General features: G+C 68.8%; 19 protein-coding genes. 13 read left to right on the plus strand and 6 right to left on the minus strand.

All coding sequences use genetic code 11. The features are described from left to right. Positions 1–118: 118 nt before the first annotated feature. Complete coding sequence (locus tag OK17_RS19360) at positions 119–712, minus strand: YqgE/AlgH family protein (protein ID WP_083876457.1); 594 nt, start codon at positions 710–712, stop codon at positions 119–121. Positions 713–878: 166 nt separating this feature from the next. Here OK17_RS19360 and OK17_RS19365 point away from each other — a divergent pair, with 166 nt between their 5' ends. Next, complete coding sequence (locus OK17_RS19365; protein ID WP_232718383.1) at positions 879–2,210, plus strand: MFS transporter; 1,332 nt, start codon at positions 879–881, stop codon at positions 2,208–2,210. Here OK17_RS19365 and OK17_RS19370 read toward each other — a convergent pair. Beyond that, positions 2,191–2,739, minus strand: a complete 549-nt coding sequence (locus OK17_RS19370) for a hypothetical protein (protein ID WP_461418436.1) — start codon at positions 2,737–2,739, stop codon at positions 2,191–2,193. The two genes, OK17_RS19365 and OK17_RS19370, sit on opposite strands and share 20 nt — an antisense overlap. A gap of 105 nt (positions 2,740–2,844) precedes the next feature. Between OK17_RS19370 and OK17_RS19375 the strand changes: the two genes are divergently transcribed. After that, complete coding sequence (locus OK17_RS19375; protein WP_232718385.1) at positions 2,845–3,936, plus strand: aminotransferase class V-fold PLP-dependent enzyme; 1,092 nt, start codon at positions 2,845–2,847, stop codon at positions 3,934–3,936. A gap of 98 nt (positions 3,937–4,034) precedes the next feature. Here OK17_RS19375 and OK17_RS19380 read toward each other — a convergent pair whose 3' ends face one another. Further along, positions 4,035–5,573 carry a glycerol-3-phosphate dehydrogenase/oxidase gene (locus OK17_RS19380; protein ID WP_461418437.1) on the minus strand — a complete coding sequence of 513 codons (1,539 nt, stop codon included), beginning with the start codon at positions 5,571–5,573 and terminating at the stop codon, positions 4,035–4,037. A 13-nt stretch (positions 5,574–5,586) separates the two neighbouring features. Continuing rightward, positions 5,587–6,168, minus strand: coding sequence for a TetR/AcrR family transcriptional regulator (locus tag OK17_RS19385; RefSeq protein WP_006868494.1), 582 nt, complete (start codon positions 6,166–6,168; stop codon positions 5,587–5,589). Between the two features lie 48 nt (positions 6,169–6,216). On the opposite strand from OK17_RS19385, the gene OK17_RS19390 reads away from it, so the two are divergent. Beyond that, positions 6,217–7,131, plus strand: a complete 915-nt coding sequence (locus tag OK17_RS19390; protein WP_461418438.1) for a diacylglycerol/lipid kinase family protein — start codon at positions 6,217–6,219, stop codon at positions 7,129–7,131. Between the two features lie 40 nt (positions 7,132–7,171). Here the strand turns inward: OK17_RS19390 and OK17_RS19395 are convergent, their stop codons facing one another. Then, positions 7,172–8,614, minus strand: a complete 1,443-nt coding sequence (locus OK17_RS19395) for a CCA tRNA nucleotidyltransferase (RefSeq protein ID WP_308196003.1) — start codon at positions 8,612–8,614, stop codon at positions 7,172–7,174. A 227-nt stretch (positions 8,615–8,841) separates the two neighbouring features. Here OK17_RS19395 and OK17_RS19400 point away from each other — a divergent pair, with 227 nt between their 5' ends. From OK17_RS19400 to OK17_RS19410, 3 genes are read left to right on the plus strand one after another with little or no spacing between them, the layout of a single operon-like run. After that, positions 8,842–10,035 (plus strand): NUDIX hydrolase, encoded by a 1,194-nt coding sequence (locus tag OK17_RS19400; protein ID WP_461418439.1) that lies wholly within the window; start codon positions 8,842–8,844, stop codon positions 10,033–10,035. Continuing rightward, positions 9,926–12,766 (plus strand): DUF6049 family protein, encoded by a 2,841-nt coding sequence (locus tag OK17_RS19405; RefSeq protein ID WP_461418440.1) that lies wholly within the window; start codon positions 9,926–9,928, stop codon positions 12,764–12,766. Before OK17_RS19400 ends, OK17_RS19405 begins: the two co-directional genes overlap by 110 nt. Positions 12,767–12,798: 32 nt before the next feature. Beyond that, positions 12,799–16,728, plus strand: a complete 3,930-nt coding sequence (locus tag OK17_RS19410) for a lipid II flippase MurJ (protein WP_461418441.1) — start codon at positions 12,799–12,801, stop codon at positions 16,726–16,728. On the opposite strand, the gene OK17_RS19415 is transcribed toward OK17_RS19410, so the two are convergent. Further along, complete coding sequence (locus tag OK17_RS19415; RefSeq protein ID WP_232718391.1) at positions 16,712–17,671, minus strand: sterol desaturase family protein; 960 nt, start codon at positions 17,669–17,671, stop codon at positions 16,712–16,714. The genes OK17_RS19410 and OK17_RS19415 overlap by 17 nt on opposite strands. A gap of 130 nt (positions 17,672–17,801) precedes the next feature. Here OK17_RS19415 and OK17_RS19420 point away from each other — a divergent pair, with 130 nt between their 5' ends. The 7 genes from OK17_RS19420 to trxB all read left to right on the plus strand — a co-directional run bounded on the left by OK17_RS19420 (position 17,802) and on the right by trxB (position 23,360). Further along, the gene (locus OK17_RS19420) at positions 17,802–18,524 is read left to right on the plus strand and encodes a TetR/AcrR family transcriptional regulator (RefSeq protein WP_461418442.1); all 723 of its coding nucleotides are present in this window, start codon (positions 17,802–17,804) and stop codon (positions 18,522–18,524) included. A 112-nt stretch (positions 18,525–18,636) separates the two neighbouring features. Further along, entirely contained in the window at positions 18,637–19,488 is an 852-nt protein-coding gene (locus OK17_RS19425; protein ID WP_232718393.1) for an SH3-like domain-containing protein, read from the plus strand. Positions 19,489–19,491: 3 nt separating this feature from the next. Then, positions 19,492–20,220 carry a thiocyanate hydrolase subunit gamma gene (gene scnC / locus OK17_RS19430; protein ID WP_232718394.1) on the plus strand — a complete coding sequence of 243 codons (729 nt, stop codon included), beginning with the start codon at positions 19,492–19,494 and terminating at the stop codon, positions 20,218–20,220. 2 nt (positions 20,221–20,222) lie between these two features. Next, entirely contained in the window at positions 20,223–20,585 is a 363-nt protein-coding gene (locus OK17_RS19435) for a thiocyanate hydrolase (RefSeq protein ID WP_232718395.1), read from the plus strand. Between the two features lie 97 nt (positions 20,586–20,682). Next, positions 20,683–21,258: an RNA polymerase sigma factor SigM gene (gene sigM / locus OK17_RS19440; RefSeq protein ID WP_232718396.1), complete on the plus strand. Its 576-nt coding sequence runs from the start codon at positions 20,683–20,685 to the stop codon at positions 21,256–21,258. 155 nt (positions 21,259–21,413) lie between these two features. Next, positions 21,414–22,208 (plus strand): hypothetical protein, encoded by a 795-nt coding sequence (locus tag OK17_RS19445; RefSeq protein WP_461418443.1) that lies wholly within the window; start codon positions 21,414–21,416, stop codon positions 22,206–22,208. A gap of 144 nt (positions 22,209–22,352) precedes the next feature. Continuing rightward, the gene (trxB, locus tag OK17_RS19450) at positions 22,353–23,360 is read left to right on the plus strand and encodes a thioredoxin-disulfide reductase (protein ID WP_232718398.1); all 1,008 of its coding nucleotides are present in this window, start codon (positions 22,353–22,355) and stop codon (positions 23,358–23,360) included. Positions 23,361–23,382 lie beyond the last annotated feature (22 nt).

The following is a 23,382-nucleotide window of genomic DNA, read 5'->3' on the forward strand; positions in this document are numbered from 1 at the left end:
CACAAACCCTCATAGGCTGCTCAGGCAGCAGATGGGGACCGCCGTGCGCTCCTCGCACCTCAGGCAGCAGGTGGAGACCGCCGTGCGCTCCTCGCACCTCAGGGAGCGGGGGTACAGCTCAGTTGAGGCTGAGATCGATCGGGTGCGTCGCGAGAAGCGGCATCGGCCACGGCTGGCGGCGGAGGATGTCGAACCAGACGTCGACGCCGGGCGGGGCGAGCAGGTCGCGGGGGAGGGCCGAGGCGAGCATCCAGCTGTCCTGGTCGAGTTCGTCGTCGAGCTGACCGATTCCCCATCCGCTGTACCCGGCGAAGATGCGCACTCCCTCGAGCACCTCGGACAGCGACTCGGGGTCGGCGTCGAGGTCGACGAGGACGACCCGACCGTCGACGGGTCGGAGGGCGGGATGGTCGTCGACGTCGAAGCCGTGCTTCATCACGCCGAGGCACAGGGCGGCATCCTGCTTGACCGGTCCGCCGACGTAGAGCGCGCGGGGTGAGGCCGCGATGTCGGTCCATTGCGGCAGCAGGTTGTGCACCGCGGTCTGGCTCATGCGGTTGAGGATGACGCCGAGACTGCCGGCCTCGTTGTGTTCGATGACGTAGATGACCGTGCGCGCGAAGGTCGGTTCGATGAGATCGGTCGACGCGATCAACGCGGTGCCGGGACGGACACGGTGGGTGGGATCGGCATCCCACGGGACACCGGGCATGCGGCCACTGTCACCGCTGCCCGCCGAGGGATCCCCGGGGCGGAATTCCGGTGTGGGATCGTCTGCGTCGTCACCGCCGGCCACTCAGCCATCATCGCACGTCCGTCGAGTCCCGGGGTCGGCACAGCCGAGGGAGCTCACCCCGTCGGTGAGTACGCTTGAACGGGTGAACAGCACCGAGGTGAGCCACCGCCGCGGGTGGTCGGTGTTCCTCGATTCGCTCCGTCACTCACCGGGTCTGGGACGGTTGCTGTTCGTCCGTCTCTCGAGTCAGGTCACGGACGGGATCTTCCAGGCGGCACTCGTCGGGAGCATCCTCTTCAACCCCGAACGCCACGCGGATCCACTGGCCGTCGCGGGCGGTCTCGCGGTGCTGCTGCTGCCCTATTCGCTCATCGGCCCGTTCGCCGGGGCGTTGCTCGATCACTGGGACCGACGCAATGTGCTGCTCTACGCGAACCTGTTGCGCGGCGCCATCATCGGACTCGTCGCGATCGCGGTCGCATCCGGTGCACCCGACCTCGTGGTGCTGATCTCGGCGCTCGCCGCCACGGGCGCGAGTCGGTTCGTGGCCGCAGGTCTGTCCGCCGGGCTCCCGCACGTGGCCAAACGCGAGGTGATCGTGGCCATCAACGCGTTGTTCACGACGCTCGGCGGCGCGATGCTCAGCGTCGGCCTCGGTATCACGCTGGGCCTGCGAGCCATCTTCGGCGACGACAACTCGGGCAGTGCGCTCACCATGCTGGCCGGCATCGTGCTGGCCGTCGTATCCGGCGGTCTCGCACACGGATTCCGGCCGTTACAACTGGGTCCCGACGAACCCGACGATCCGGGCAGGTCGGCGTTCCACGCGGTCTCGGTCGGCCTGTGGCACGGCGCCCGGGCCGTGGCGTCTCATAAGACGGTGGCGGCCGCACTGTCGGCCATCGGCGCCCACCGCCTGGTGTTCGGCATGAACACCCTCATGATCCTCGTGCTGACCCGGCAGATGGGACCGGGCGACGGGCTCGATCGCGTCAGCCTCGTCATCGGCTTCACCGGGGCCGGCGCCCTCCTGGCCGCGGTGATCACCCCGATCGCGGTGGGACGCGTCGGGCGGTACGTGACCCTGATGTGCGCGCTGGGCGTCGGAGCCGTCGCCGAGGTGACCGTCCTGGGGTTCCACTTCGCGGTGATCTGCGGGTCGGCCTTTGTGCTCGGCCTGATCGGTCAGGTCGCCAAGCTGTGCGGCGACGTCGCAATGCAGGTCGACGTCGGCGACGCGGTACGCGGTCAGGTCTTCTCCGTGCAGGACGCGGTCTTCAACATGGCCTACGTCGGCGCGGTCACCGTGGCGGCGCTGGCCATCCCCGTCGGCGGTCATGCCACCGTGCTCGTCGTCCTCGGTGTGGTCATCTACCTGGTCGGCATGGTGGCGGTCCGCGCCTTGTACAACCGCGCCGAGGTGACCGGCGAACCCGCCGCCGGACAGCAGGCGGTCACCGACCCCGCCGCGTGAACCGCGGATCGCGCTTCTCGTAGGCCGCGTCGGCCACCCCGTCCCCGTTCAGGTCCACGAGCACCGTGTCCGACACTCCGTCCCCGTCGGCGTCGACATACAGACGCTCGGCCGTGAGCCGACCTCCCTTCTCCGCGCCCACCAGCTCGATGTCGGTGACCCCGTCCCTGTCGAGATCGAGGTTCAGGGCTCTCTCGCCCGACCCGTCGCCGGCCGCCGGGGGACGGGCGTCGGGTGCGGCGGGTTCGCCACCTGCGGCGGCGGGGTCGACGGCGCGGTCCCACAAACCGGCACCGGAATCGCGGTAGAACGCATCCGCCTCACCGTCGTCGTCGGTGTCGAGCGCCGCCACGTCGGCGATGCCGTCGGCGTCGGTGTCCCACATCGCGTCGTCCCGACGGCCGTCACCGTCGAAGTCGAGGCGTACCGCGTCGGGCCCGGAATCGCCGAGAACGGCGTCGGCAGGGGAGGACCAGCGGGTCGTCGAACCGTCGCCGGGCCCGAAGAAATACTCGATCACCGGGTCCATGCGTTCTTGGACGCATGGACCACCCCGGGCGGTTCCATCGATCCCATGCCACATCGCCCCCCGGCGTGTGACCGGGCCCGTCCGTACCCGGTAGGTTGAGGCCCTATGTACGTCAGCGACCTCGGCGAGCAATGGCATGCAGCGCGGCTGAAACCCGCCCTCGCGCATCTCGACTCCGCATCCGCCGGACGGTCGTCGTACGGCGTGATCGGTGCGATGACCGCCCATCTGTGGCGTGAGACCGAACGCGGCTCCTATGTGGCCGCCGACGACCGTGCCGAGGAAATCGCCCGCGACACACGCAATCTGGCCGCCCTGATCGGGCACACCCCGGACGAGATCATCTTCCGCGAGAGCGCCCGCGCGGCCCTGCGTGCCCTGCTCACCAACTGGAGTCTCCCCGTCACCTCGACGGTGTGGGTGGCGAAGAACGAGTTCGGCCCCAACCTCGAGGAGTTCGAACGTCGCGGTTACGCCGTCCGCACGATGCCCGACGCCGACGTCTACGGCCACGTCGACACCGATGCACTCGAGAACATGCTGCAGTTCGAGCAGCCCGACTTCATCCACATCTGCCACATCGGGTCGATGTCGGGTGCGGTACAGCCGGTCGCGCGGATCGTCGAACTCGCCCACCGCGTCGGCGTACCGGTGGTCGTCGACATGGCCCAGTCGGTCGGACATGTACCCACCGTGACCGGCGCCGACGTCGTCTACGGCACCAGCCGCAAATGGCTGACCGGCCCGCGCGGTGTGGGGTTCGTCGCGGTACGCCGAGACTCCCTGCGACCGGTCGAGATCGACGGATCCGACGCGTTCATCGCCGGCCGACTCGGCCTCGGCATCGCAGTTCGCGAGCTGCTCGACATCGGGCAGCAGCGGGTCTTCCGCGAACTGGCGACGATCGGCAGGGTCACCCGCGAGCGTCTGCACGGCATCGCGAGCTGGGAGGTCGTCGAACCGCTCGACGAGCCGTCGGCGATCGTCACCCTCGCGCCGCCGCCCGGGTGGCAGTTCGAGGACGTCGCCGCCGCGCGGGAGAAGCTGCTCTCCCTCGGCCTCCTGGTCACCGCGGCCGACACCTGGCGCGCACCCCTGGCCACCGAGACCCCGGTCCTACGCCTCAGCCCGCATCTCGACGTGCAGCGCGAAGACCTCGACCGTCTCGCAGATGCGTTGCGCACCATGGGTTACTGAGGGTTTCGATACGGCTCGTCGCTGCGCTCCTCGCCTACTCAACCGGCGGTAACCTCTGCGCCTACTCAACCGGCGGTAAGGGGTTCCGTCGGCGGTACTCAACCGGCGGTGGGGAGCACCTGCGTCACGATCTTCTCGATCTCCGGTCGGGCCAGGTCGGCGTCGCGCTGGACCAGACCGATGCGTGTCCGCCGATGTAGGACGTCGTCGACGCCGACCGCGCCTTCGTGGGTGAGCGCGAACGCGATCTCGGCGCGGGTCACGTCGATGCCGGGGGCGATCGGATCCAGCGGCCGGTCCACCGTGGCCGTCTCGACGACCGTCGGGGCCTCCCCGCCGAAGCGCGCCACCAGTGACGCCGGAAGACCCTGTTCGCGTTGGTCGCGCAGGGCTCCGACCAGCGCGGTCGTGGTGGTGACACATTCACCCGCGGTCAGATCGGTGGTGGCGAGAGCGGCGTCGACCGCGTCCTCCGCCATCCGACGGTAGGTCGTGAGCTTGCCGCCGAGTACGGTCACCAGTCCATCGCCGCGGACCCGGATGTGGTGCCGGCGCGAGACATCGGCGAGGCCGTCGGACTCGGCACCGGCGGTCCCGCGCTCGTCGACGAGCGGCCGCAGTCCGGCGTAGACGCCAATGATGTCGGAGCGGTCGAGGGGTCGGGTCAGGGCGGGGTTGATCGCGTCGAGCAGGAAGTCGATCTCGGAGTCGTCGGGGGTCGGGACGTCGGGGATCGTGCCCGGCGCCGCGACGTCGGTGATCCCGATGTAGACCCGACCCAACTGTGCGGGCAACGCGAAGACGAACCGGGACAACGACTTTCCGACCGGAACGGTCAACGCGGCGGTCGGGTTGCCCAGGGTGGCCGCGTCGACGACGAGGTGTGTTCCGCGGCTGGGCTGGACGGCGATCGAGTCGTCGACCGAGCCGGACCAGACACCGGTGGCGTTCACGACCATCCGCGCGCCGACGTCGAAGCTCTCACCCGTGAACACATCGGTGAGCGTGGCGCCGCGACCGTCGACCCGGTCGGCACGGGTGTAGGTACAGATCAACGCGCCGTAGGCGGCGGCGGTGCGCGCCACGGCGACGACGAGCCGCGCGTCGTCGACCAGCTGCCCGTCGGTGGTCGAGATCCCGCCGCGGAGTCCGACCGGGGACAGCGTCGGGCAGCGGCCCAGGGTCTCCATGACCGACAACCGCGACGGTGGAGGCAACAACGCGCTCGGCGTTCCGGCGTTGCGGCGCAACAGATCCGCAGCACGCATCCCGACGCGCAGCACCGAGCTCTGCCGTTCGCCGCGGTCGGGGAGGATCTGCCGGAGCGGTGATATCAGGTGCGGTGCAATGGATGTCATCAGGTGATGGCGTTCGACGGCGCTCTCCCGGGCGATCCGGAGGTCGCCCTTGGCGAGGTACCGAAGGCCACCGTGAACGAGCTTGCTGCTCCACCGGGAGGTACCGGTGGCCAGATCGCCCTGCTCGACGAGAGCGACGCGCAGGCCACGGGTGGCGGCATCGAGAGCGACTCCGACGCCGGTGATCCCACCGCCGACCACCAGCAGATCGAGAGGCGCGGCACTCGACGCCATCGACTCGAGCGCGCGACTGCGGGTCCGAACGGAGAATGTGGCCATCAGATGGACCCCCTCATGGCGTCGGTCGCAGGTAGCCGACGATGACGTCGTGGAGTTCGGTTCTCCAACCCTCGGCGAGGATGTCCGACACCAGCGCCCCCGACTGCAGGAAACTCTGCGCGATCAGCAGGACCATCGACGCCATCCGCTTGGCGTCACCGGTCCGCACCTGCCTGCGCCCCTGTCCCTGGGCCAGCATGTCCGCCAGCAGCGCGAGCACACCCTGCTGACTGGTGCCGAGGCGTTCGAAGACGTAGGGCGCCATGAAGTCCCGCTGCTCGCGCCACAGCGAGGAGATCAGGTCGCTGTCGCGCAAAGCCCCGACCACCGTCACCACCTGGTCGGCCAGTGCGTCGAGGTCCTGCGGCTCGCCGCGCTCACCGAGCACGTGGTCGACGATGGTGAGAACCTCGCGGGTGAGCAGGTCCCGGATGATCTCGGCGATGTCGGGCCAGCGTCGATAGACGGTGGGTCGACTCACCCCGGCCTGGCGGGCGACCTCGGAGACGGTCACCTTGCGGCCGCCGCTACGCAGCAGGCAGACCCGCGCCGCGTCCAGAACGAGATCCCCGATCTCCTCGTTACGGATTGACATGATGTGTAACACTGTAACGGATCACACAATCGGCGGGGGGCCGACCAGATGACCATCCGACACGTCACCATCGTTGCCAGTCCGTACGCACGTCACGGAGCCGGACTGCACGTGGCGCACGACGCCGCCGACCTCCTGAAAGCACAGAACGTCGAGGTCGAGATCATCATCGGCGAGGACATGGCCGATGCCGCCGATCTCGCCGGGAAGGCAGCCCGCGGCGACACCGACGTGTTGGCCGTCGCGGGCGGCGACGGCACCATCCGGCTCGCGGTCGAGGCCAGCATCGGTTCGGGCAAGCCCCTCGCCGTCATCCCCGCCGGCAGCGGCAACGACTTCGCCCGCAACCTGCACATCCCGCTCGAGACCGCCGACGCCGTCCAGGTGATCCTCGACGGCCACCGCCGGCCCGTCGACCTGGGCCGCGTCAGCTTCCCCGACGGCCGGACCGCTCTGTTCGGCACGGTCGCCGCCACCGGCTTCGACGCCGCGGTGACCGCGCGCGCCATCGACATGCGCTGGCCGCGGGGACAGTCGCGCTACACGATCGCCGCATTGTTCGAGCTCATCGCCCTGCGGTCGCGGCACTACCAGGTGCGCGTCGACGACGAGACCGCCGAGGCCGACCTCGTCTTCGCCGCGATCGGGAACACCACGTCCTACGGCGGCGGCATGAAGATCACCCCGAACGCATCGGTGTCCGACGGGCTTCTCGATGTCACGCTCGCGAAGAATCCGCCGCGGTTCGCCCGGCCGACGCTCGCCCGCGTCTTCCCGAAGGTGTTCACCGGAACGCACGTCGACCATCCGCTGGTGCAGACGATGCGCGGCGCCGAGGTCGAGCTCTACTGCGATCCGCCGGCACTGGTGTCCGTCGACGGTGATCTCGTCGGTGAACTGCCCGCGGTCTTCGAAGCCGTACCGCACGCCATCGAGGTCTTCGCGCCTCCGACGCCGAGCTGACGGGGACCTGACTTCTCGCCCCGCCTACTTCTCTTTGCGCCTACTTGTCGCCGCGTGCTGCCCACCACTCGCGAAGCGCCTGTTCGGCCTCCTCGTGGCTGAGCGGTCCGCGGTCCAGCCGCAGTTCCTTCAGGTACCGCCAGGCCTGGCCGACGATCGGGCCGGGTGGCACGCCGAGCATCTCCATGATCGCGTTGCCGTCGAGGTCGGGCCGGACCTTCTCCAGATCCTCCGCTTCCTTGAGGGCCGCGATCCGCTGTTCGAGGTTGTCGTAGTTCTGCTGCAGCCGGCGGGCGCGCCGCTTGTTGCGCGTCGTGCAGTCGGCTCGCACCAGCTTGTTGAGCCGGTCGAGCAGGGGACCGGCGTCGTTGACGTAGCGCCGCACGGCCGAGTCGGTCCAGGCGCCGTCGCCGTACCCGTGGAACCGCAGATGCAGGAACACCAGGTCCGCGACGTCGGACACCACGGCTTTCGGGTACTTCAGTGCCCGCATCCGCTTGCGGACCATCTTGGCGCCGACCACCTCGTGGTGGTGGAAGCTCACCCCTCCGCCGGGTTCGTGGCGTCGGGTAGCGGGCTTGCCGATGTCGTGCAGGAGGGCCGCCCAACGCAGGACGAGGTCCGGATCGCCGTCCTCGAGGTCGATCGCCTGCTTCAGCACGGTCAATGAGTGCTGGTAGACGTCCTTGTGCTGGTGGTGCTCGTCGATGGTGAGCTTCATCCCGGGGATCTCGGGCATCACCCGTTCGGCCAGACCGGTCTCGACCATCGCGTCGATCGCGTCCAGGGGGAACTCCCCGCAGATGAGCTTGTCCAGCTCGGCGCGGACACGTTCGGCAGTGATGCGGTCGATCTCGCCGTTCATCTCGGTGATCGCCTGCCACACACGGGGCGCGAGCCGGAATCCGAGCTGGGAGATGAAGCGGACGGCACGCAGCATGCGCAGCGGGTCGTCGCCGAAGGACTGTTCCGGTGTCGCCGGGGTGTCGATGACCCCGGCCAGCAACGCGGACATGCCGTCGAGCGGATCGCAGAAGTCCTCGGCGCCCTTCGCACCGATACGTACGGCCATCGCGTTGACCGTGAAGTCCCGGCGGATCAGGTCGTCGTCGAGGGTCTCCCCGAAGGTGACCTCGGGATTCCGGCTGACCTGGTCGTAGCTGTCGGCACGGAACGTCGTGATCTCGATCTGGTGCTCACCCTTGCGGATACCTACCGTGCCGAACTCGATGCCGACATCCCAGAAGGCGTCGGCCCATCCCTTGAGCAGGCGGGACACCTCTTCGGGACGGGCATCGGTGGTGAAGTCCAGGTCGTTGCCCAGCCGGCCCAGCACGGCATCCCGCACCGAGCCGCCGACCAGGTACAACTCGTGACCGGCCGACGCGAACAGCTCCCCGAGGGGAGCCAGGACGTCGTCGAGCTCCCGGAGCGCTATCGCCGCTGCAGCCAGCAGCCGCGTCTTGCGGTCCGGATCCGACACCGTCGGCCGTACATCCGACGGAGAAGAGTCATTCACGGCTTGCCACCCTACCGTCGTCGCCCGCGGCTTCGACGCCGTGGAGGAGCCCGGACCACGGGCCGAGTCGTGGCCACCTGTCGATATCCGTCGTACACCGTGTCCGCGCGTTCCGTCGCCGGTGTCGACATCCTCCGCGCACTACGAGGCGTCCGGGCAAACTGCAGGTGACCAGCCGCTAGCATCGTGGAGTGTCCACCGATTCCTCGACCAACCCTTCAGACGTCAGCGACGTCTCGTCGGGTTCGCATGGGGACGGCGGCGGACAAGCAGGTCAGAACCCCGCCGGTCAGGGGCGTCGCACCCGGCGCGGTCGCCGGCGTCGAGGTCGACGCAAGGGCGACGGTCGCGGAACCACGTCGCACAACAGCGGCGGTCACGCCGCCGCCGGCCACAAGCAGTCCGGTTCCAAGCAGAACGGGCCGAAACAGAACGGCCACAAACCGGGCTCCCACAAGCAGCACAACCCGGCCACCTCACCGGCGCCGTCGACCGGGCGGCCCACGCCGAACGATCTCGTCCGCGCCCGCACCGCCGATCCCGCCTGCCCCGACCCCGTCGAGGCCGAACCGGTGGAGAAGCTCCCGGTCGACCCCGACCGAGCCCGGCCGAAGGTCACACCGCCGAAGCCCTCCGACATGGCCACGGTCACGGCGACCATCACCACCAAGGGCCTGACCCAGGCGACGGGCAAGGCCGGCAAGGGTCGACGCCGCTCCGCACGGGCGGATCGCACCGCCGACCGGTCCAACGACCGCACTCCCACCGACAAGCTCCGGACCGTGCGCGAGACCTCGGCCGGTGGACTCGTCATCTCCGACCTCGGTCTGCCGATCGACGAGCTGTCCGCCGCACTGATCGGCCGGGTGGATCGTCGCGGTCGGATGATGTGGTCACTGCCCAAGGGTCACATCGAGACCGGCGAGACCGCCGAGCAGACCGCGATCCGCGAGGTCGAGGAGGAGACCGGGATCCTGGGCACGGTCGTGGCACCGCTGGGCAAGATCGACTACTGGTTCGTGAGCGAGGGTCGTCGAATCCACAAGACCGTGCACCACTACCTTCTGCGTTGTGTCGGCGGTGAATTGTCCGACGCCGACTACGAAGTCAGCGAGGTGGCCTGGGTGCCGTTGCACGAGTTGCCGCGTCGCCTCACGTACTCTGACGAGCGACGACTCGCCCGGATGGCCCGTGGCGTGATCGCCGATCTCGCCGCCGACCCGACCCGACTCGCCCAGTCCGAGGCCGACAGCATTCGCACCGAACCCAACGCCTATGAGAAAGCCGCCGCAGCGCGCAATCAGCGCCGCAACGAGCCCCCGCCCCCGGCTCGTCCGCGCCGGCGACGACGCCGTCCCCGACGGCCCGCGGCCGGCGATGGCTGAGGCGCGCCTGTTGCCCGACCGGTCCGGTCCGTTCTCTCGTCCTTCTCTCCGCCGATCCGAGCGACGCCATGATCGTCGCGACGGGATCATCGATCTGCGGCGGGTGCAGGTCGTGACCGCGTTGGCGGCGGTGCTGGGGGTCGTCGCACTGCTGTTGCTGCCGGGGGTCGCCGCACCGGCGTCCGCCGTGCCCGAGACGAGTGCCACCGGGGCGGATCCCGCTCAGCAGTCGTCGCCGCGGTTCGCACGCATCGTCATCGACTCGATGACCCCGTCGATCGTGACCACCACCAGCAGGCCGCTGGTGACGGTGAGCGGTCGCGTCGACAACATCGGCGACCGCTCGATCAGCAACCTGTCCATCCGCCTCGAGCGTGGTGACCCCGTTTCGTCGGCCTCGGGGTTGCGCACCCAACTCGCCGACGACGATCCCGCGGTGGCCGTCGCCGGTCCGTTCGAGTCCCTCAGCGAGTCCCTCGAGCCGGGGGAGAGCGTCGGCTTCCGGATGTCGATGGCGCTGTCCGCCGGTTCCGGGCCCGACGGCCAGGGGCTCGGCATCTCCGAGACCGGTGTCTACCCGATGCAGGTCAACGTCAACGGCACCCCCGACTACGGCAACCCCGCTCAGGTCGCCGGCTCGCGCATGCTGCTGCCGGTGCTGTCGCTGCCGCCCGACGAGAACCGTGCCCGCGGCTACGTCGACCCGAGCACCGACGTGACCGATTCGCCGTCGGTACCCGGGCTCGGTCCCGACGGTTCGGTCTCGGCGGATCTGGCCAGCCCGGCGCGGATGACCATGCTGTGGCCGATGGCCGCGCCGCCGCAGCTCGCGCCCGGTGTCCTCGGCGGCAACACCGAACCCGTCCGGCTCATCAACGAGGACATGGCGCGGTCGCTCGACACCGGCGGGCGGCTGAACGAACTGTTGAAGTCACTGCAGAAGGTGGTGGGCACGCCACCGCGCGAGGAGTCGGGACCGCCGTCCTCCGAACCCCCGGCGGAGAGTCCCGCCGAACCGGCGCCGGCCGCGATGCCCGGCTCCGAGAAGCTCGCCGAGAGCATGTGCCTGGCCATCGACCCCGACCTGGTCGTGACCGTGCGCGCGATGTCCCTCGGCTACGAGGTGTCGACGAACCCGGCCGACCCGACCTCGGCCGCTCGGCCGGGCAACGGATCCGAGATCGCCGGACGCTGGCTCGATGACCTGCGGTGGACTGCCGGCCGAATGTGCGTCGTGGCGTTGCCGTTCGCGCAGGCCGACCTGACGTCCCTCGCGCGGATCGGCAACACCGGACTCACCGAGGCCGCCCTCCGCAAGCCCGCCGACATCATCGACGCGATCCTGGGCGTGCGCAGCGTGCGCGGCCTGTCGGTGCCCGCGCTCGGCGCCATCGACGACGCCGGTGCGGACGCCCTGGCCGAAGCCGCTGTCACCTCGGTTGCGCTCGCGTCGAACTCGGTCGCCCCCACCGGCCGTCGCGACGACACCGGTCGGTACCGGGTCGGCCGTCTCACCGCCCAGACCTTCGACGCACCCATCACGGCGTCGCTCGCCGCGATCGGCATCGCACCGAGCACCCCGGCCCTCACCCCGGACTCCCAGCAGGTCGACCTCACCGACGAGTCGACCGGCAGCCGTCGCCAGAGTGCGATCGCCGCGCTGGCCTACCCGGCGATCGCCGCGCCGCAACCCGGCTCGGCCGACGACGCCGGCCCCCGGAATCCGGTGGTCGGGCGGTCGGCGTTCCTCGTCCCCCCGACCTACTGGTCCCCGTCGGTCGCGGATTCCGACGCGCTCTTCGCGACCGCGCGCCTGCTGCTCGAGTCCGGCGCCGCGACCCCGACACCCCTGCCGTCCCTCGTGCAGGAACTGAACACCACCCGCGCCACCGGCCGCCTGACCAACCCGCCGGGGGTGGGGCCGGTCGGCCGCATCGGATCCGTGCTCACCTCGCAGGCGACCGCCGCCATCCGTCGCAACGTCGAGGACAGCTGGCAGTTCGAGGGCGCGCTGGTCCGCTCGGCCGATGTCGCGGCCACCCCGGAGCGGTACATGTCGCCGCTGCGCGAGGACCAGCTGCGCGCCATCAGGTCCCCTGACGTCGAGGGATCCGCCGTCTATACGCACCTGCGACGGCTGCAGGAGGAGCGCATCGACGCCGTGGCGTCGACCCTGCACCGCCTCGGGCAGTCCGTCACGATCCTCGACCCCGGCGGCCGGTACACCCTGGCCTCCGAACGCAGCCCGGTACTGCTCGCGGTGCGCAACGACCTCGCCCTGCCGGTCCGGGCCCGCCTGACCACGTCCGCGCCCGAGGGCGTCGAGATCGGGGATCTCGGGGTGATCGAGATCCCCGCCCGCGGAACCCGGCAGATCCAGCTCCCCACACGCGGCGAGACCTCCGAGGCCATCACCATCGACATCCGGCTGGCCACGGTCACCGGCGTGCCCCTCGGCCAGCCGATCACCTTGCAGGTGCACACCAACGCCTACGGGAAGCCGCTGTTCTACATCACCATCGTCGCCGGCGTGGCGCTCGTGCTGCTGACCGCACGCAGGCTGTGGCACCGATTCCGCGGTCAGCCCGACCCCGCCGACGCCGACCGGCCCGAACCCGACGAACTCGAGCGGATGCTGGCGGGAAGCGGCTATCAGGAGCGACGCCGTACCCTGCAAGGCGAGGGTCGGCCACCCGGCGAGGAGCCGGAAGACCACCCGCACGACCCCTGATCGAGCACTGAACGAGGACGGCGAAACAACACGTGAACTGGAACGACGTGCCGCGCGAACCGCGGCCGGGAACACCCGGTGCGGTGCCTCCCCAGCGTCCGGATCGCGCCGCGCCCCGCCGGATCCCGCCCGGCTCCGGCCCCGTCCCGCCGCCACCACGTCCCGGCCGGCCGGTCCCGCCGCCGCCCGCCCACGGCGCCCGTCATGCCCAGGGCCCCGTACGCGGTGGTGGTGTGCGCGTCGACGCCCCGCCGGCCCGACCCGGACGCCTCGACGCGGCCGGGTACCACGAACGACACAGCGGCGAGACGGACGCCGTCAACACCGGGTCGTCGAAGAAGGTGACCGCCGACGACTCGTCGTCGACCGGTCTGGCACGCGACTCCGACTCGAGCATCCTGCGAACCAGCGGCTCGATCGCGATCGCGACCCTCTTCAGTCGCATCACCGGCTTCATGCGCACCGTTCTGATCCTGGCGATGCTCGGTTCGGGCATCGCCTCGGCGTTCCAGGCCGCCGACGTGCTGCCGAACATGATCGCCGAGGTCGTGTTGGGCGCCGTGCTGACGGCCATCGTCATCCCGCTGCTCGCCCGGGCCGAGGCCGAGGACGAAGACGGTGGTCAGGGCTTTCTCAACCGAATCTTCACGATCACCGTGGTGGTGCTCGGCTCGGCGACGGTTCTGGCCGTCATCGCCGCGCCACTGCTGACCTACCTGAATCTCGGTGACGGGCAGGTCAACCGGGACCTGTCCACCCACCTCGCCTATCTGCTGCTGCCCGAGATCCTGTTCTACGGGCTCTCCGCACTGTTCATCGCGGTACTCAACCTGCGCGGTCTGTTCAAACCGGGTGCCTGGGCACCGGTCCTGAACAACGTCGTCCAGATCACGACGCTCGTGCTGTACGCACTCGTGCCCGGCGAGATCACGCTCAACCCGGTCCGCATGAGCGATCCGCAGCTGCTCGTCCTGGGTATCGGCTGCACCCTCGGCGTGGTGCTGCAGGCGATGGTCCTGGTGCCGTTCCTGCGCAAGGCGGGGGTGCATCTCAAGCTGGAATGGGGCATCGACGCCCGGTTGCGTCAGTTCGGCAACATGGCGCTGGCGATCGTCGCCTACGTCGCCCTGCTGCAGGTCGGTCTCATCGCGACCTACCGGATCGCCGCCTCCGCCGAGGAGTCCGGCGTCAGCATCTACTTCACCCACTGGCAGTTGCTGCAGCTGCCCTACGGCGTGCTCGGCGTGACCATCCTGACCGCGATCATGCCGCGATTGTCGCGTAACGCAGCCGCCGACGACACGAAGGCCGTGGTCGACGACCTGTCGCTGGCCACGCGCCTGACCATGGTCGCACTGGTTCCGGTCGTGTCGTTCATGACCTTCTTCGGGCCGGCGATCGCCATCGCGGTGTTCAACTTCGGCCGGTTCGACGCCGCCGACGCCTCCCAGTTGGGCTCGGTGCTCGCCTGGGGTGCGTTCACGCTCATCCCGTATTCGATGACCCTAGTCCAGTTGCGCGTCTTCTACGCCCGGGAGGACGCCTGGACCCCGACCTTCATCGCGCTCGGCATCACCGTGGTCAAGGTGACGTCGTCGTATATGGGTCCTGTTCTGTTCGACGACCCGTCGAATGTCGTGCGGTGGCTCGCCCTGTCCAACGGGCTCGGCTACCTGGTCGGCGCCATCGTCGGCCACTACCTGCTCCGCAGCCGCCTGCGCGGCGCACGACTGACGAACGTCGCCCGCACCACGCTGGTCACGTTCGCAGTCTCCCTGAGCGTCTCGGCGGTCGTCTGGGCCGTGGCCAAGATGTCCGACCTCGACCACATGATCGGGTGGCTCGGCAAGGTCGGATCGCTGTTGTACCTGATCCTGACGGCGGTCGTCGTGCTGGCGGTGACCTATGCGGGTCTGGCCGCCGCACGGGTACCGGACGTGGTCGCGATCGGCAACTCGGTGCGTCGCCTCCTCGGCCGGTTCATCCCGGCTCTCGCGCCGCCCGCGGAGCCCGAACGCGAACAGTCCCCGGCGATCACAGTTCAGTTTCCGCGCGTCTCTGCGGACGAATCGCTCCCGTACTCTGGTCAGGTACAAGTGCTGCGCCGCTTCGACAGGGGCACCGCGACGTGGCAGTCCTACTCCGTGCACACCGGCGGCGCGATCGGCGCCGGCCGGGGAGCACGTCCCATCCCAGAGCGCGCACCGGTTCCGCGCGACATCAGATACCGGAGGAAAGGAGTCCGTCGCGTGAGTGACAGCGAGATCGACACGAGTGCACCCACCGGGTCGCCCGTCGAATCCGGCCCCGGCGAATCCCATTCCGCCGAACCGCAGACTCCCTCCACGTCCACTCACGGCCAGACTCCCGACGCGCCGGCCGCTGCCCCCACCCCGGAGGCCGTCCGTCGACGCGGCCCGCGCCTGATCCCGGGCGCCGCGGTCGCCGGTGGTCGATACCGGCTCCTCGAGCAGCACGGCGGCACCCGCGGTCTGCAGTTCTGGCGCGCCCAGGACATCAACCTCGATCGTGAGGTCGCACTGACCTTCGTCGACGCGGACCAGCTCGCGCCGCCACTCGAGCGCGGACAGGCCATCAAGGCGACCGACCAGGGACCCCAGGCCGTCCTCTCGCGCACCCTGCGCCTCGGCCAGATCACCTCCGACGGCGTGGCCCGCGTGCTCGACGTGGTGCGTGGCTCCTCCGGCGGCATCGTCGTCGCCGAATGGGTGCCCGGTTCGTCGCTGGCCGACGTCGCCCGGTCCGAGCCGTCCCCGATCGGCGCCGCCCGAGCCGTGCGCTCGCTGGCCGCGGCCGCCGAGATCGCCCACCGGTCCGGTGGCGCACTGTCGATCGACCATCCCGACCGCATCCGCATCAGCCACGACGGCAACGCGGTCCTCGCCTTCCCGGGCACCCTCGCCGGGGACGACAAGGCCTCCGACGTGCGTGGACTCGGTGCGGTGCTCTACGCACTGCTGCTGAACCGGTGGACCCTCGATCCCGAGAACGGGTCGCGGCTCGTCACCACAGACGACGTCACCGATCCGATCGGTGGCATCCCGGTGGCGGCACCGGGGGAGAACGGTCAGCCCCTGGAACCGCGGGCGGCGAAGCCCGACATCCCGTTCGAGATCTCGGCCGTCGCGGCGCGTGCGCTCGACGGAACCCGGGGCATCCGGACCGCGGCGACGGTCCAGCACGTCCTCGACCAGGCGACGGTGGTCGACCTCAACACCGACATGCTCCCCGCCATCACCGACGCCGACGCGCCGCCGCCGGTCACGGTGGCACCGCGGGTCGGCAGCGCCGAGCACAAGCCGGGACGTAAGAACCTCGCATTGCTCATCGGCGCCGGTCTGCTCGCACTCTTCGTGGTCATCGCGCTGATCGTCGGAGCAACCAACGTCTTCGGCAGCAATGACGGCTCGAGTGACATCGACTCGATCCTGACCACCACCGAGCCGGCCCCGCCGGGCGAGCCGACCCCCGAGGCCAAGGCACCCGCCGAGGCCCCACCCGCACAGAACATCGCCCTCCGGGGTGTGACCGTGGCCGACTTCTCGTCGCAGCCGCCGGACAACTCGGCCAACGTCGGCAACGTGATCACCGGTGCGGCGCCGCCGTGGCAGACCGACAACTACCGGGGTCGTCCCGAGTTCGGCGGTCTCAAGCAGGGGCTCGGTCTCATGTTCGACCTCGGTGACGAGCGCGCGGTGAAGTCGGTGACCATCGAGACGCCGACCCCCGGTTTCGACGTCGAGATCCGCACCTCGCCGGCCGCGAGGCCCGCTTTCGCCCGGACCACCCCGGTGGCCGCGGGTCGTGTCGATCAGAACACCACGACGATCCAGATCGCGTCTCCGCAGCCCAGCCGCTACGTGATGGTGTGGATCACCACGCTGCCACCCGCGGCCGGCGGCTTCCAGGCCGAGGTCGGCCGCGTCACGATGGCGGGCTGACCGACTCGTTCACCGGACTGACCGGCTCGCTCTCCATGGTCGATGCCATCGGTTCGGGCGCCGGATCGGTCGTCTTCGGCGTCCACCCGGGCGGGCCGAAGATGTAGCCCAGGCGTGCACGCCAGCTCGACGTCGACTTCACATCGCGGGCGATCGCCACGTACTCGTGCGTCTCGAGTCGCCAGATGTTGTAGGTGTCCACCGGTTTGGTCAGGCCGTAGCGCGGGCGACGAACCTCCGGCGTGAAGGATCCGAACATCCGATCCCAGATGATGAAGACCCCGCCGTAGTTGCGGTCGAGGTACTCGGGATCGCGTCCGTGGTGCACACGGTGATGCGACGGGGTGTTGAACACGTACTCGAACGGCGCCCACATCTTGTTGATGTGCTCGGTGTGAATCCAGAACTGGTAGATGAGGTTCAGCGAGTACGCAAAGAACACCAGGGCCGGCGGGACACCGAGCAGGGGGAGCGGCAGCCACATCACGATCGCTGCGCTGATGTTCCACTTCTGGCGCAGCGCGGTCGCGAAGTTGAAGTACTCGCTGGAGTGATGTGCCTGATGGGTCGCCCAGACGATGCGCACGCGATGCGACACCCGATGCACCCAGTAGTAGATGAAGTCCACCGCCACGAAAGCGATGACCCAGGAGTACCACTGGTTCATCGGCAGATGCCACGGTGCGACATAGGTGAACAGGGCGGTGTAGGCGAGCAGGCCGAGAAGTTTCCAGAAGGCGCTGGTGCCGATGGAGACGACCCCCATCATCACGCTCGCGCGGGCATCCCGGGTCTCATAGGCACCGGGGGCCGGACCGCCCTCGTCGTCGTGATCGTGTTCGAGCTTGGCCGCGGCGAACCACTCGATGGCCAGCATCGACAAGAAGAACGGGATCGCGAGGACCGTCGGCTCGCGCATAGGTTCCGGCAAGAACTCCAACACCGTGTACTCCCTAGGACACCATCTGACACGTCAGCATGTCAGTTCAATTCTGACAAGGTATCGTGTCAGAAGCAGCGCTGTAAAGACCCGGTCGGTCGAAATCGGGTCGTGACGAGAGGAGCGGGGTTCCGTGCCCACGTCCGCCACCGCGGGAGACCCCGCCACCCGAGCCGGCGGTCGGCGCTATGGGGGAGCGGACCCGACCGAACGTCAGGCTCGGCGCCGTAGCGCCCTGATCAGCGCCGGACTCGACGTCTTCGGTACCGACGGTTACGCGAAGGCCTCGGTGAAGAGCGTCTGCGACCAGGCCGGGCTCACCCAGCGCTACTTCTACGAATCCTTCAGCGACCGCGCCGACCTCCTCGTCGCGGTCTACGACGACTGCGTCGACTTCGCCCGCACCTCGACGATCGCCGCCGCGAGCAGCTTCCTCGACGCCGCGATCGACGAGACCGGGGTCATCGATGCGTCGGAAGGCATTCCCGCAGAGGCCATTTCCGACGCGGCGCGCGCAATACTGCAGGCCTTCATGTCGGCACTGGCCGACGACGCACGTCGGGCGCGGGTCATGCTGGTCGAGGTCGTCGGTGTCTCACCGGAGATCGAGCGCGTCCGGATGCACGCGATACACGGATGGGCCGACCTCATCCTGATGCTGGCACGGGGAAGCCGTCCGCCCACGACCCGTCAGCGGCTCGCCTCGGTCGGTCTCGTCGGAGCCGTCACCCAGTTGATGGTCGACTGGTATGTCGCCGGGGAAGCCGACTCCGACATTCCCCGCGAACCTCTCGAAGACGTCCTCGACGTGTGCGTGGAACTGTTCGTCGCCGCGCACGGTCGACTGCTGAACTGACGCCTCACGGCCGTCGACTCCGTCAAAACACCACCATAAGTGGTGCTACGCGAGTAGATTTCGGAACATTCTGCTTCAGAGCCGCGGGGCCGCTACTCCCGGGAGGCGACGGATGAGTACAGCAGAAGAACGTGCCAGACAGCTGGATCTTGTTGCGCGCCTGAAATCTTCGTACCCGGAGCTTCCGGACGCGCCCACTCCCGATCTCCTCGATCACGCGCGGATCACCGCCTACCTGAAACCGGTGCACGACGTCGGCGGTGAACCCGACGCCCCGATCTTCTACGAGGGAAAGGCGTACGAGCTGTGGGAACACATGACATACGTCATGTGTGAAGTGCTGGCCTGGCGCGGGATCTGGCTCTCCGAGGAACGCCGGCGGATCGGCAATGTCGATGTCGGCCGCGCGGAGTACCTCGGACTGCCGTACTACGGGCGATGGTTACTCGCGGTCGCGCGAGTTCTGGTCGAGAAACACCACATCGGTCTCGGTGAGCTCTCCGAGCGCATGCTCGAAGTTCAGCAGCGGTACGCCGGGGGACTGGCCGGCAAGAAGCTCGAAGCGCAACCCCGCAGCGTCGGTGACGGTTCCGACGTCGCCCGCAACACCCACCACCGGCACGCGGTCGGGGTGGGGGATCCGCAGGTCTACGCGGGGAAGGCCGGTGAGGCCCGGTTCGCCGTCGGCGATCCCGTCGTCGTGCGAGAGCTTCCCGTCGTCTTCTACACGCGGACACCGGAATACGTGCGCGGTGCAACCGGCTCGATCTCTGCCGTCGCCTACGAGAGTCCCGTACCCGAAGACGAGACCTGGGGCCTGTCCGACGCCCAGGCCGAGTGGTTCTACGTCGTCGAGTTCCAGATGAGCGACCTGTGGCACGGATACACCGGCACCGCCGACGACACCTTGCGAACCGAGATCCCGGAGAGGTGGCTGGCGCCGGCCGGTCGAGAGGAGAACTAGACCATGGGCGACGCCACCGGTGCGCACGGCCACGATCACGATCACGACCATGCGCGGACGGTCGCGCCGATGGTCGAGGAGGTCACCGATTTCGAGGTGCTCGAGATCGCCCTGCGTGAATTATGCATAGAGAAAGGGCTTTTCACCGCGGAGGAGCATCGTAGATTCACCGAGTTCGCCGAACAGATCGGTCCGACGCCGGCCGCGACCCTGGTCGCGCGCGCCTGGCTGGAACCGGACTTCAGAGAGCTCGCCCTCGCCGAACCGATGACCGCGAGCAAGGAGGTCGGGGTCGACTGGCTCGAGCCCACCGGCTTCGGAACGCCCAGTGATTTCACCGCTTTCTCGATCCTCGAGGACACCCCGTCGGTTCATCACGTGATCGTGTGCGCGTTGTGTTCGTGTTATCCGCGCCCGATCCTCGGTAATTCGCCCGAGTGGTATCGCACGCCGAACTATCGGCGCCGCATGGTGCGCTGGCCGCGACAGGTGTTGTCGGAGTTCGGTCTCCAGCTTCCGGACGGTGTGTCGGTCCGTGTCCAGGACTCCAATCAGAAACACCGGTTCATGGTGATGCCGCAACGCCCGGCCGGGACAGAGGACTGGACACAAGAGCAGCTGGCCGAGATCCTGACCCGCGACTGCCTGATCGGTGTGGCTCTTCCCAAGCCCGGGGTGACCACCAACGCGGTCACGACCGTTCGACCGGCCGTCCACCCGGCAGGAGAGTGACGATGTCGATGCAACCCGAGACCGGAGATGTCTACCCGCCGCTCGCCGAGGTCGTCGAGCGTGACCAGGTGTGGCCGCGGATGGCCGCCAAGTACGGGGTCGCCAACCTCGTCCCACCGTGGAAGACCAGCCTCGACGGCCTCTGCGACGCGCTCGACCGGGCCGCCGACAGCGGTTGCGCGGCACCCGGGGTCGTGGAGCGCCGGGACGAGGAGGACCGGTTGGCGGCGACCACCTACGCCGATCTCCCCTATCCGGAGAATCAGCTCGTCGCCCTGGCCCACACTCTGCTCGATCGCGGGGTGATCGACGAACGCCAGCTCGCGCAGCGAATGGCCGCGGTCCGAGCCCGTCTGGAGGCGTGAGTACACCCACCAAACCGGCTGTCCACAGCACGATCACTCCTGTAGACAACCGCGTCGTCACCGGGTCGGTTCGAGGCTTCTCCATTACTCTCAGCGCATGGCCGGGGGGAACGACGCAGTTGACCTGCGCACCGATGAGCAGTTGTTACGCGCTCACGTCGCCGGCGATCCGGGCGCGTTCACCGATCTGGTCAACCGGCACCTCGACTATCTGTGGTCGGTCGCCATCCGAACGAGCCAGAGCCCGGAGGATGCCGCCGACGGGCTACAGGACGCTCTACTCGCCGCCCACCGGACCGCCGGGGATTTCCGTTCCGACGCGAAGGTGACCAGCTGGCTGCATCGGATCGTCGTCAACGCCTGCCTCGACCGGATCCGACGCAACAATTCCCGCAAGACCGTTCCGCTGCCCGAATGGGACGTGATGTCGATCGCCGACACCACCGACGACATCGCCGCGGTGGATCTGTCCGTCTCCATCGGCCGGGCTCTGCATGCTCTTCCCGAGGGCCAGCGGCAGGCCATCGTCGCCGTCGACCTCGAGGGTTACTCGATCGCCGAGGCCGCCGCCCTGCTCGGCGTCGCCGAGGGGACCATCAAGAGTCGCTGCGCACGCGGACGTCTCAAACTTGCTCAGGTCCTAGGCCACCTCCGGACTGCTGATGACGCGTAATCTTATGCCTGCCAACCTCTTTCCGATCAATCCGGCACGAGCGGAACCGGAACCGCGCGTCGTGCGTCCAAGTATTCGACGACAACGGACAACGACCAGCGAGATGCCACCACCGAGACACCGACGCCCGACCTTCGGAATGGAAGACTGACACCATGACCCCGCGGGGACCTGATGACACCGAGTCCGGCGATCTGCCCGATCCGCCGTACTCGGCGGACACGCTGGCCGATCTCCACGCCGGAGTGCTGTCCGAGCGCGCTGCCGCCCACATTCGTGCGCAGATCGCCGATGACGCTGCCGCGCAGGAGATCCTGACAGCTCTGGACCGGACGACGAGTCAGCTTCGCACTTCGGCCCCCGCCCCGCATACGGTTCCGGATCATGTCCGCGCCGACGTCCAGGCCACACTGGCCGCGCTGGCGGGATCGTCCGCGCCCGGCGCGGCTGCACCTGCCGGCCCCGTACGACCCGGTCTCACCGAGGACGCCCCGGCGGATCTCGGCGCACGTCGCGATCGATCCCCCCGATCGAGGATCCTGCCGGTGGTGCTCGCCGCGGCGGCGATCGCGCTGGTCGCCCTCGGCTCGATCGGTGTGCTCGGGCTGATGTCCTCCTCGTCCGACGACACCCCATCACCGATACAGGCCCAACCCGGATCGACCCAGACCCTGGACCCGGCGGGGTCCGCGTCAGCCCTCGCGGTCCTCGGTCGTACCGACGGCGCACCGTTCGAATCGGTCGCCGCACTCCGACGCTGCACCGCGGCTCATCTCGTCCCTGCGACTGTCGTCATCGTCGGATCCGGGCGGATCATCTTCCACGGTGATCCCGCCGCCGCGATCCTGCTGTCGACCGGCATCGCCGGCCGCTTCGACGCCCTGATCGTCGGTCTCGACTGCGACACCGGCAATCCCGCGTTCCTGGCCAGGGGGACGATTGGCGCCTGATCACCTCTACCAGGGCCGAGACCTGCGTCACCACGCCGGACGCATGGACTTGACCGGGAACATCTGCGCTTACCCTTGTGTTGAAGCAGCCGTGATCCCGACGAGAACTCCGGGATTCCGCATACCCCACAGCACGGAGGACGGATGAGCCAGCCAGAGACCCAGCAGATCCACGACGTGATCATCATCGGATCTGGTCCTGCCGGGTACACCGCGGCGATCTACGCCGCGCGCGCCGAGCTAGCGCCGATCGTCTTCGAAGGCACCCAGTTCGGTGGCGCGCTGATGACGACCACCGAGGTCGAGAACTTCCCCGGCTTCCAAACCGGCATCCAGGGCCCGGCCCTGATGGACGAGATGCGCGAGCAGGCGATCCGATTCGGCGCCGACCTGCGCATGGAGGACGTCGACACGGTCCGCCTCGAGGGCGACATCAAGGAGGTCGAGGTCGGCGGTGAGGTGTTCCGCGCACGCGCTGTCATCCTTGCGATGGGCGCCGCAGCACGATACCTCGGCGTCCAGGGAGAGCAGGAGCTCCTCGGTCGCGGCGTTTCCGCATGCGCGACCTGCGACGGATTCTTCTTCAAGGACCAGGACATCGCCGTCATCGGCGGTGGCGACTCGGCGATGGAGGAAGCGACCTTCCTCACGAAGTTCGCCCGCACGGTCACGCTGGTTCACCGCCGCGACGAGTTCCGCGCCTCGAAGATCATGCTCGAGCGCGCCCGGAACAACGACAAGATCCGCTTCGTCACCAACGCCGCCGTCCGTTCCGTCACCGGCGACGGGTCGGTGAGCGGCCTCGAGATCGAGGACACCCGCAACGGTGAGGTCAGCAACCTCGATGTCACCGGCATGTTCGTGGCGATCGGGCACGACCCGCGCAGCGAACTGGTCCGCGGGCAGGTCGACCTCGACGACGAGGGTTACGTCCTCGTTCAGGGTCGCACCACCTACACCTCGCTGCCCGGCGTCTTCGCCTGCGGCGACCTGGTCGACCACACCTACCGGCAGGCCATCACCGCAGCCGGCAGCGGCTGCTCGGCGGCCATCGATGCGGAGCGCTGGCTCGCCGAACAGGGTGAGGCGCCCACACACACCGTCGACGCCGAGTCGGTCGCAGAGGTCGAAGCTGTTCAGGCGCCCGCCTGACCTGAGCTTTCCAATCCCAATC

The organism is Gordonia sp. GN26, assembly GCF_054823965.1.

What these genes read in the sequence shown, in the direction of transcription:
- OK17_RS19385 (WP_006868494.1), bottom strand. Translation starts at nt 6,168, where the DNA reads ATGTCAATCCGTAACGAGGAGATCGGGGATCTCGTTCTGGACGCGGCG.
- OK17_RS19405 (WP_461418440.1), top strand. Translation starts at nt 9,926, where the DNA reads ATGAGAAAGCCGCCGCAGCGCGCAATCAGCGCCGCAACGAGCCCCCGC.
- OK17_RS19380 (WP_461418437.1), bottom strand. Translation starts at nt 5,573, where the DNA reads ATGGCCACATTCTCCGTTCGGACCCGCAGTCGCGCGCTCGAGTCGATG.
- OK17_RS19360 (WP_083876457.1), bottom strand. Translation starts at nt 712, where the DNA reads ATGCCCGGTGTCCCGTGGGATGCCGATCCCACCCACCGTGTCCGTCCC.
- trxB (WP_232718398.1), top strand. Translation starts at nt 22,353, where the DNA reads ATGAGCCAGCCAGAGACCCAGCAGATCCACGACGTGATCATCATCGGA.
- OK17_RS19425 (WP_232718393.1), top strand. Translation starts at nt 18,637, where the DNA reads ATGAGTACAGCAGAAGAACGTGCCAGACAGCTGGATCTTGTTGCGCGC.
- OK17_RS19445 (WP_461418443.1), top strand. Translation starts at nt 21,414, where the DNA reads ATGACCCCGCGGGGACCTGATGACACCGAGTCCGGCGATCTGCCCGAT.
- OK17_RS19435 (WP_232718395.1), top strand. Translation starts at nt 20,223, where the DNA reads ATGTCGATGCAACCCGAGACCGGAGATGTCTACCCGCCGCTCGCCGAG.
- OK17_RS19375 (WP_232718385.1), top strand. Translation starts at nt 2,845, where the DNA reads ATGTACGTCAGCGACCTCGGCGAGCAATGGCATGCAGCGCGGCTGAAA.
- scnC (WP_232718394.1), top strand. Translation starts at nt 19,492, where the DNA reads ATGGGCGACGCCACCGGTGCGCACGGCCACGATCACGATCACGACCAT.
- sigM (WP_232718396.1), top strand. Translation starts at nt 20,683, where the DNA reads ATGGCCGGGGGGAACGACGCAGTTGACCTGCGCACCGATGAGCAGTTG.
- OK17_RS19370 (WP_461418436.1), bottom strand. Translation starts at nt 2,739, where the DNA reads ATGGACCCGGTGATCGAGTATTTCTTCGGGCCCGGCGACGGTTCGACG.
- OK17_RS19390 (WP_461418438.1), top strand. Translation starts at nt 6,217, where the DNA reads ATGACCATCCGACACGTCACCATCGTTGCCAGTCCGTACGCACGTCAC.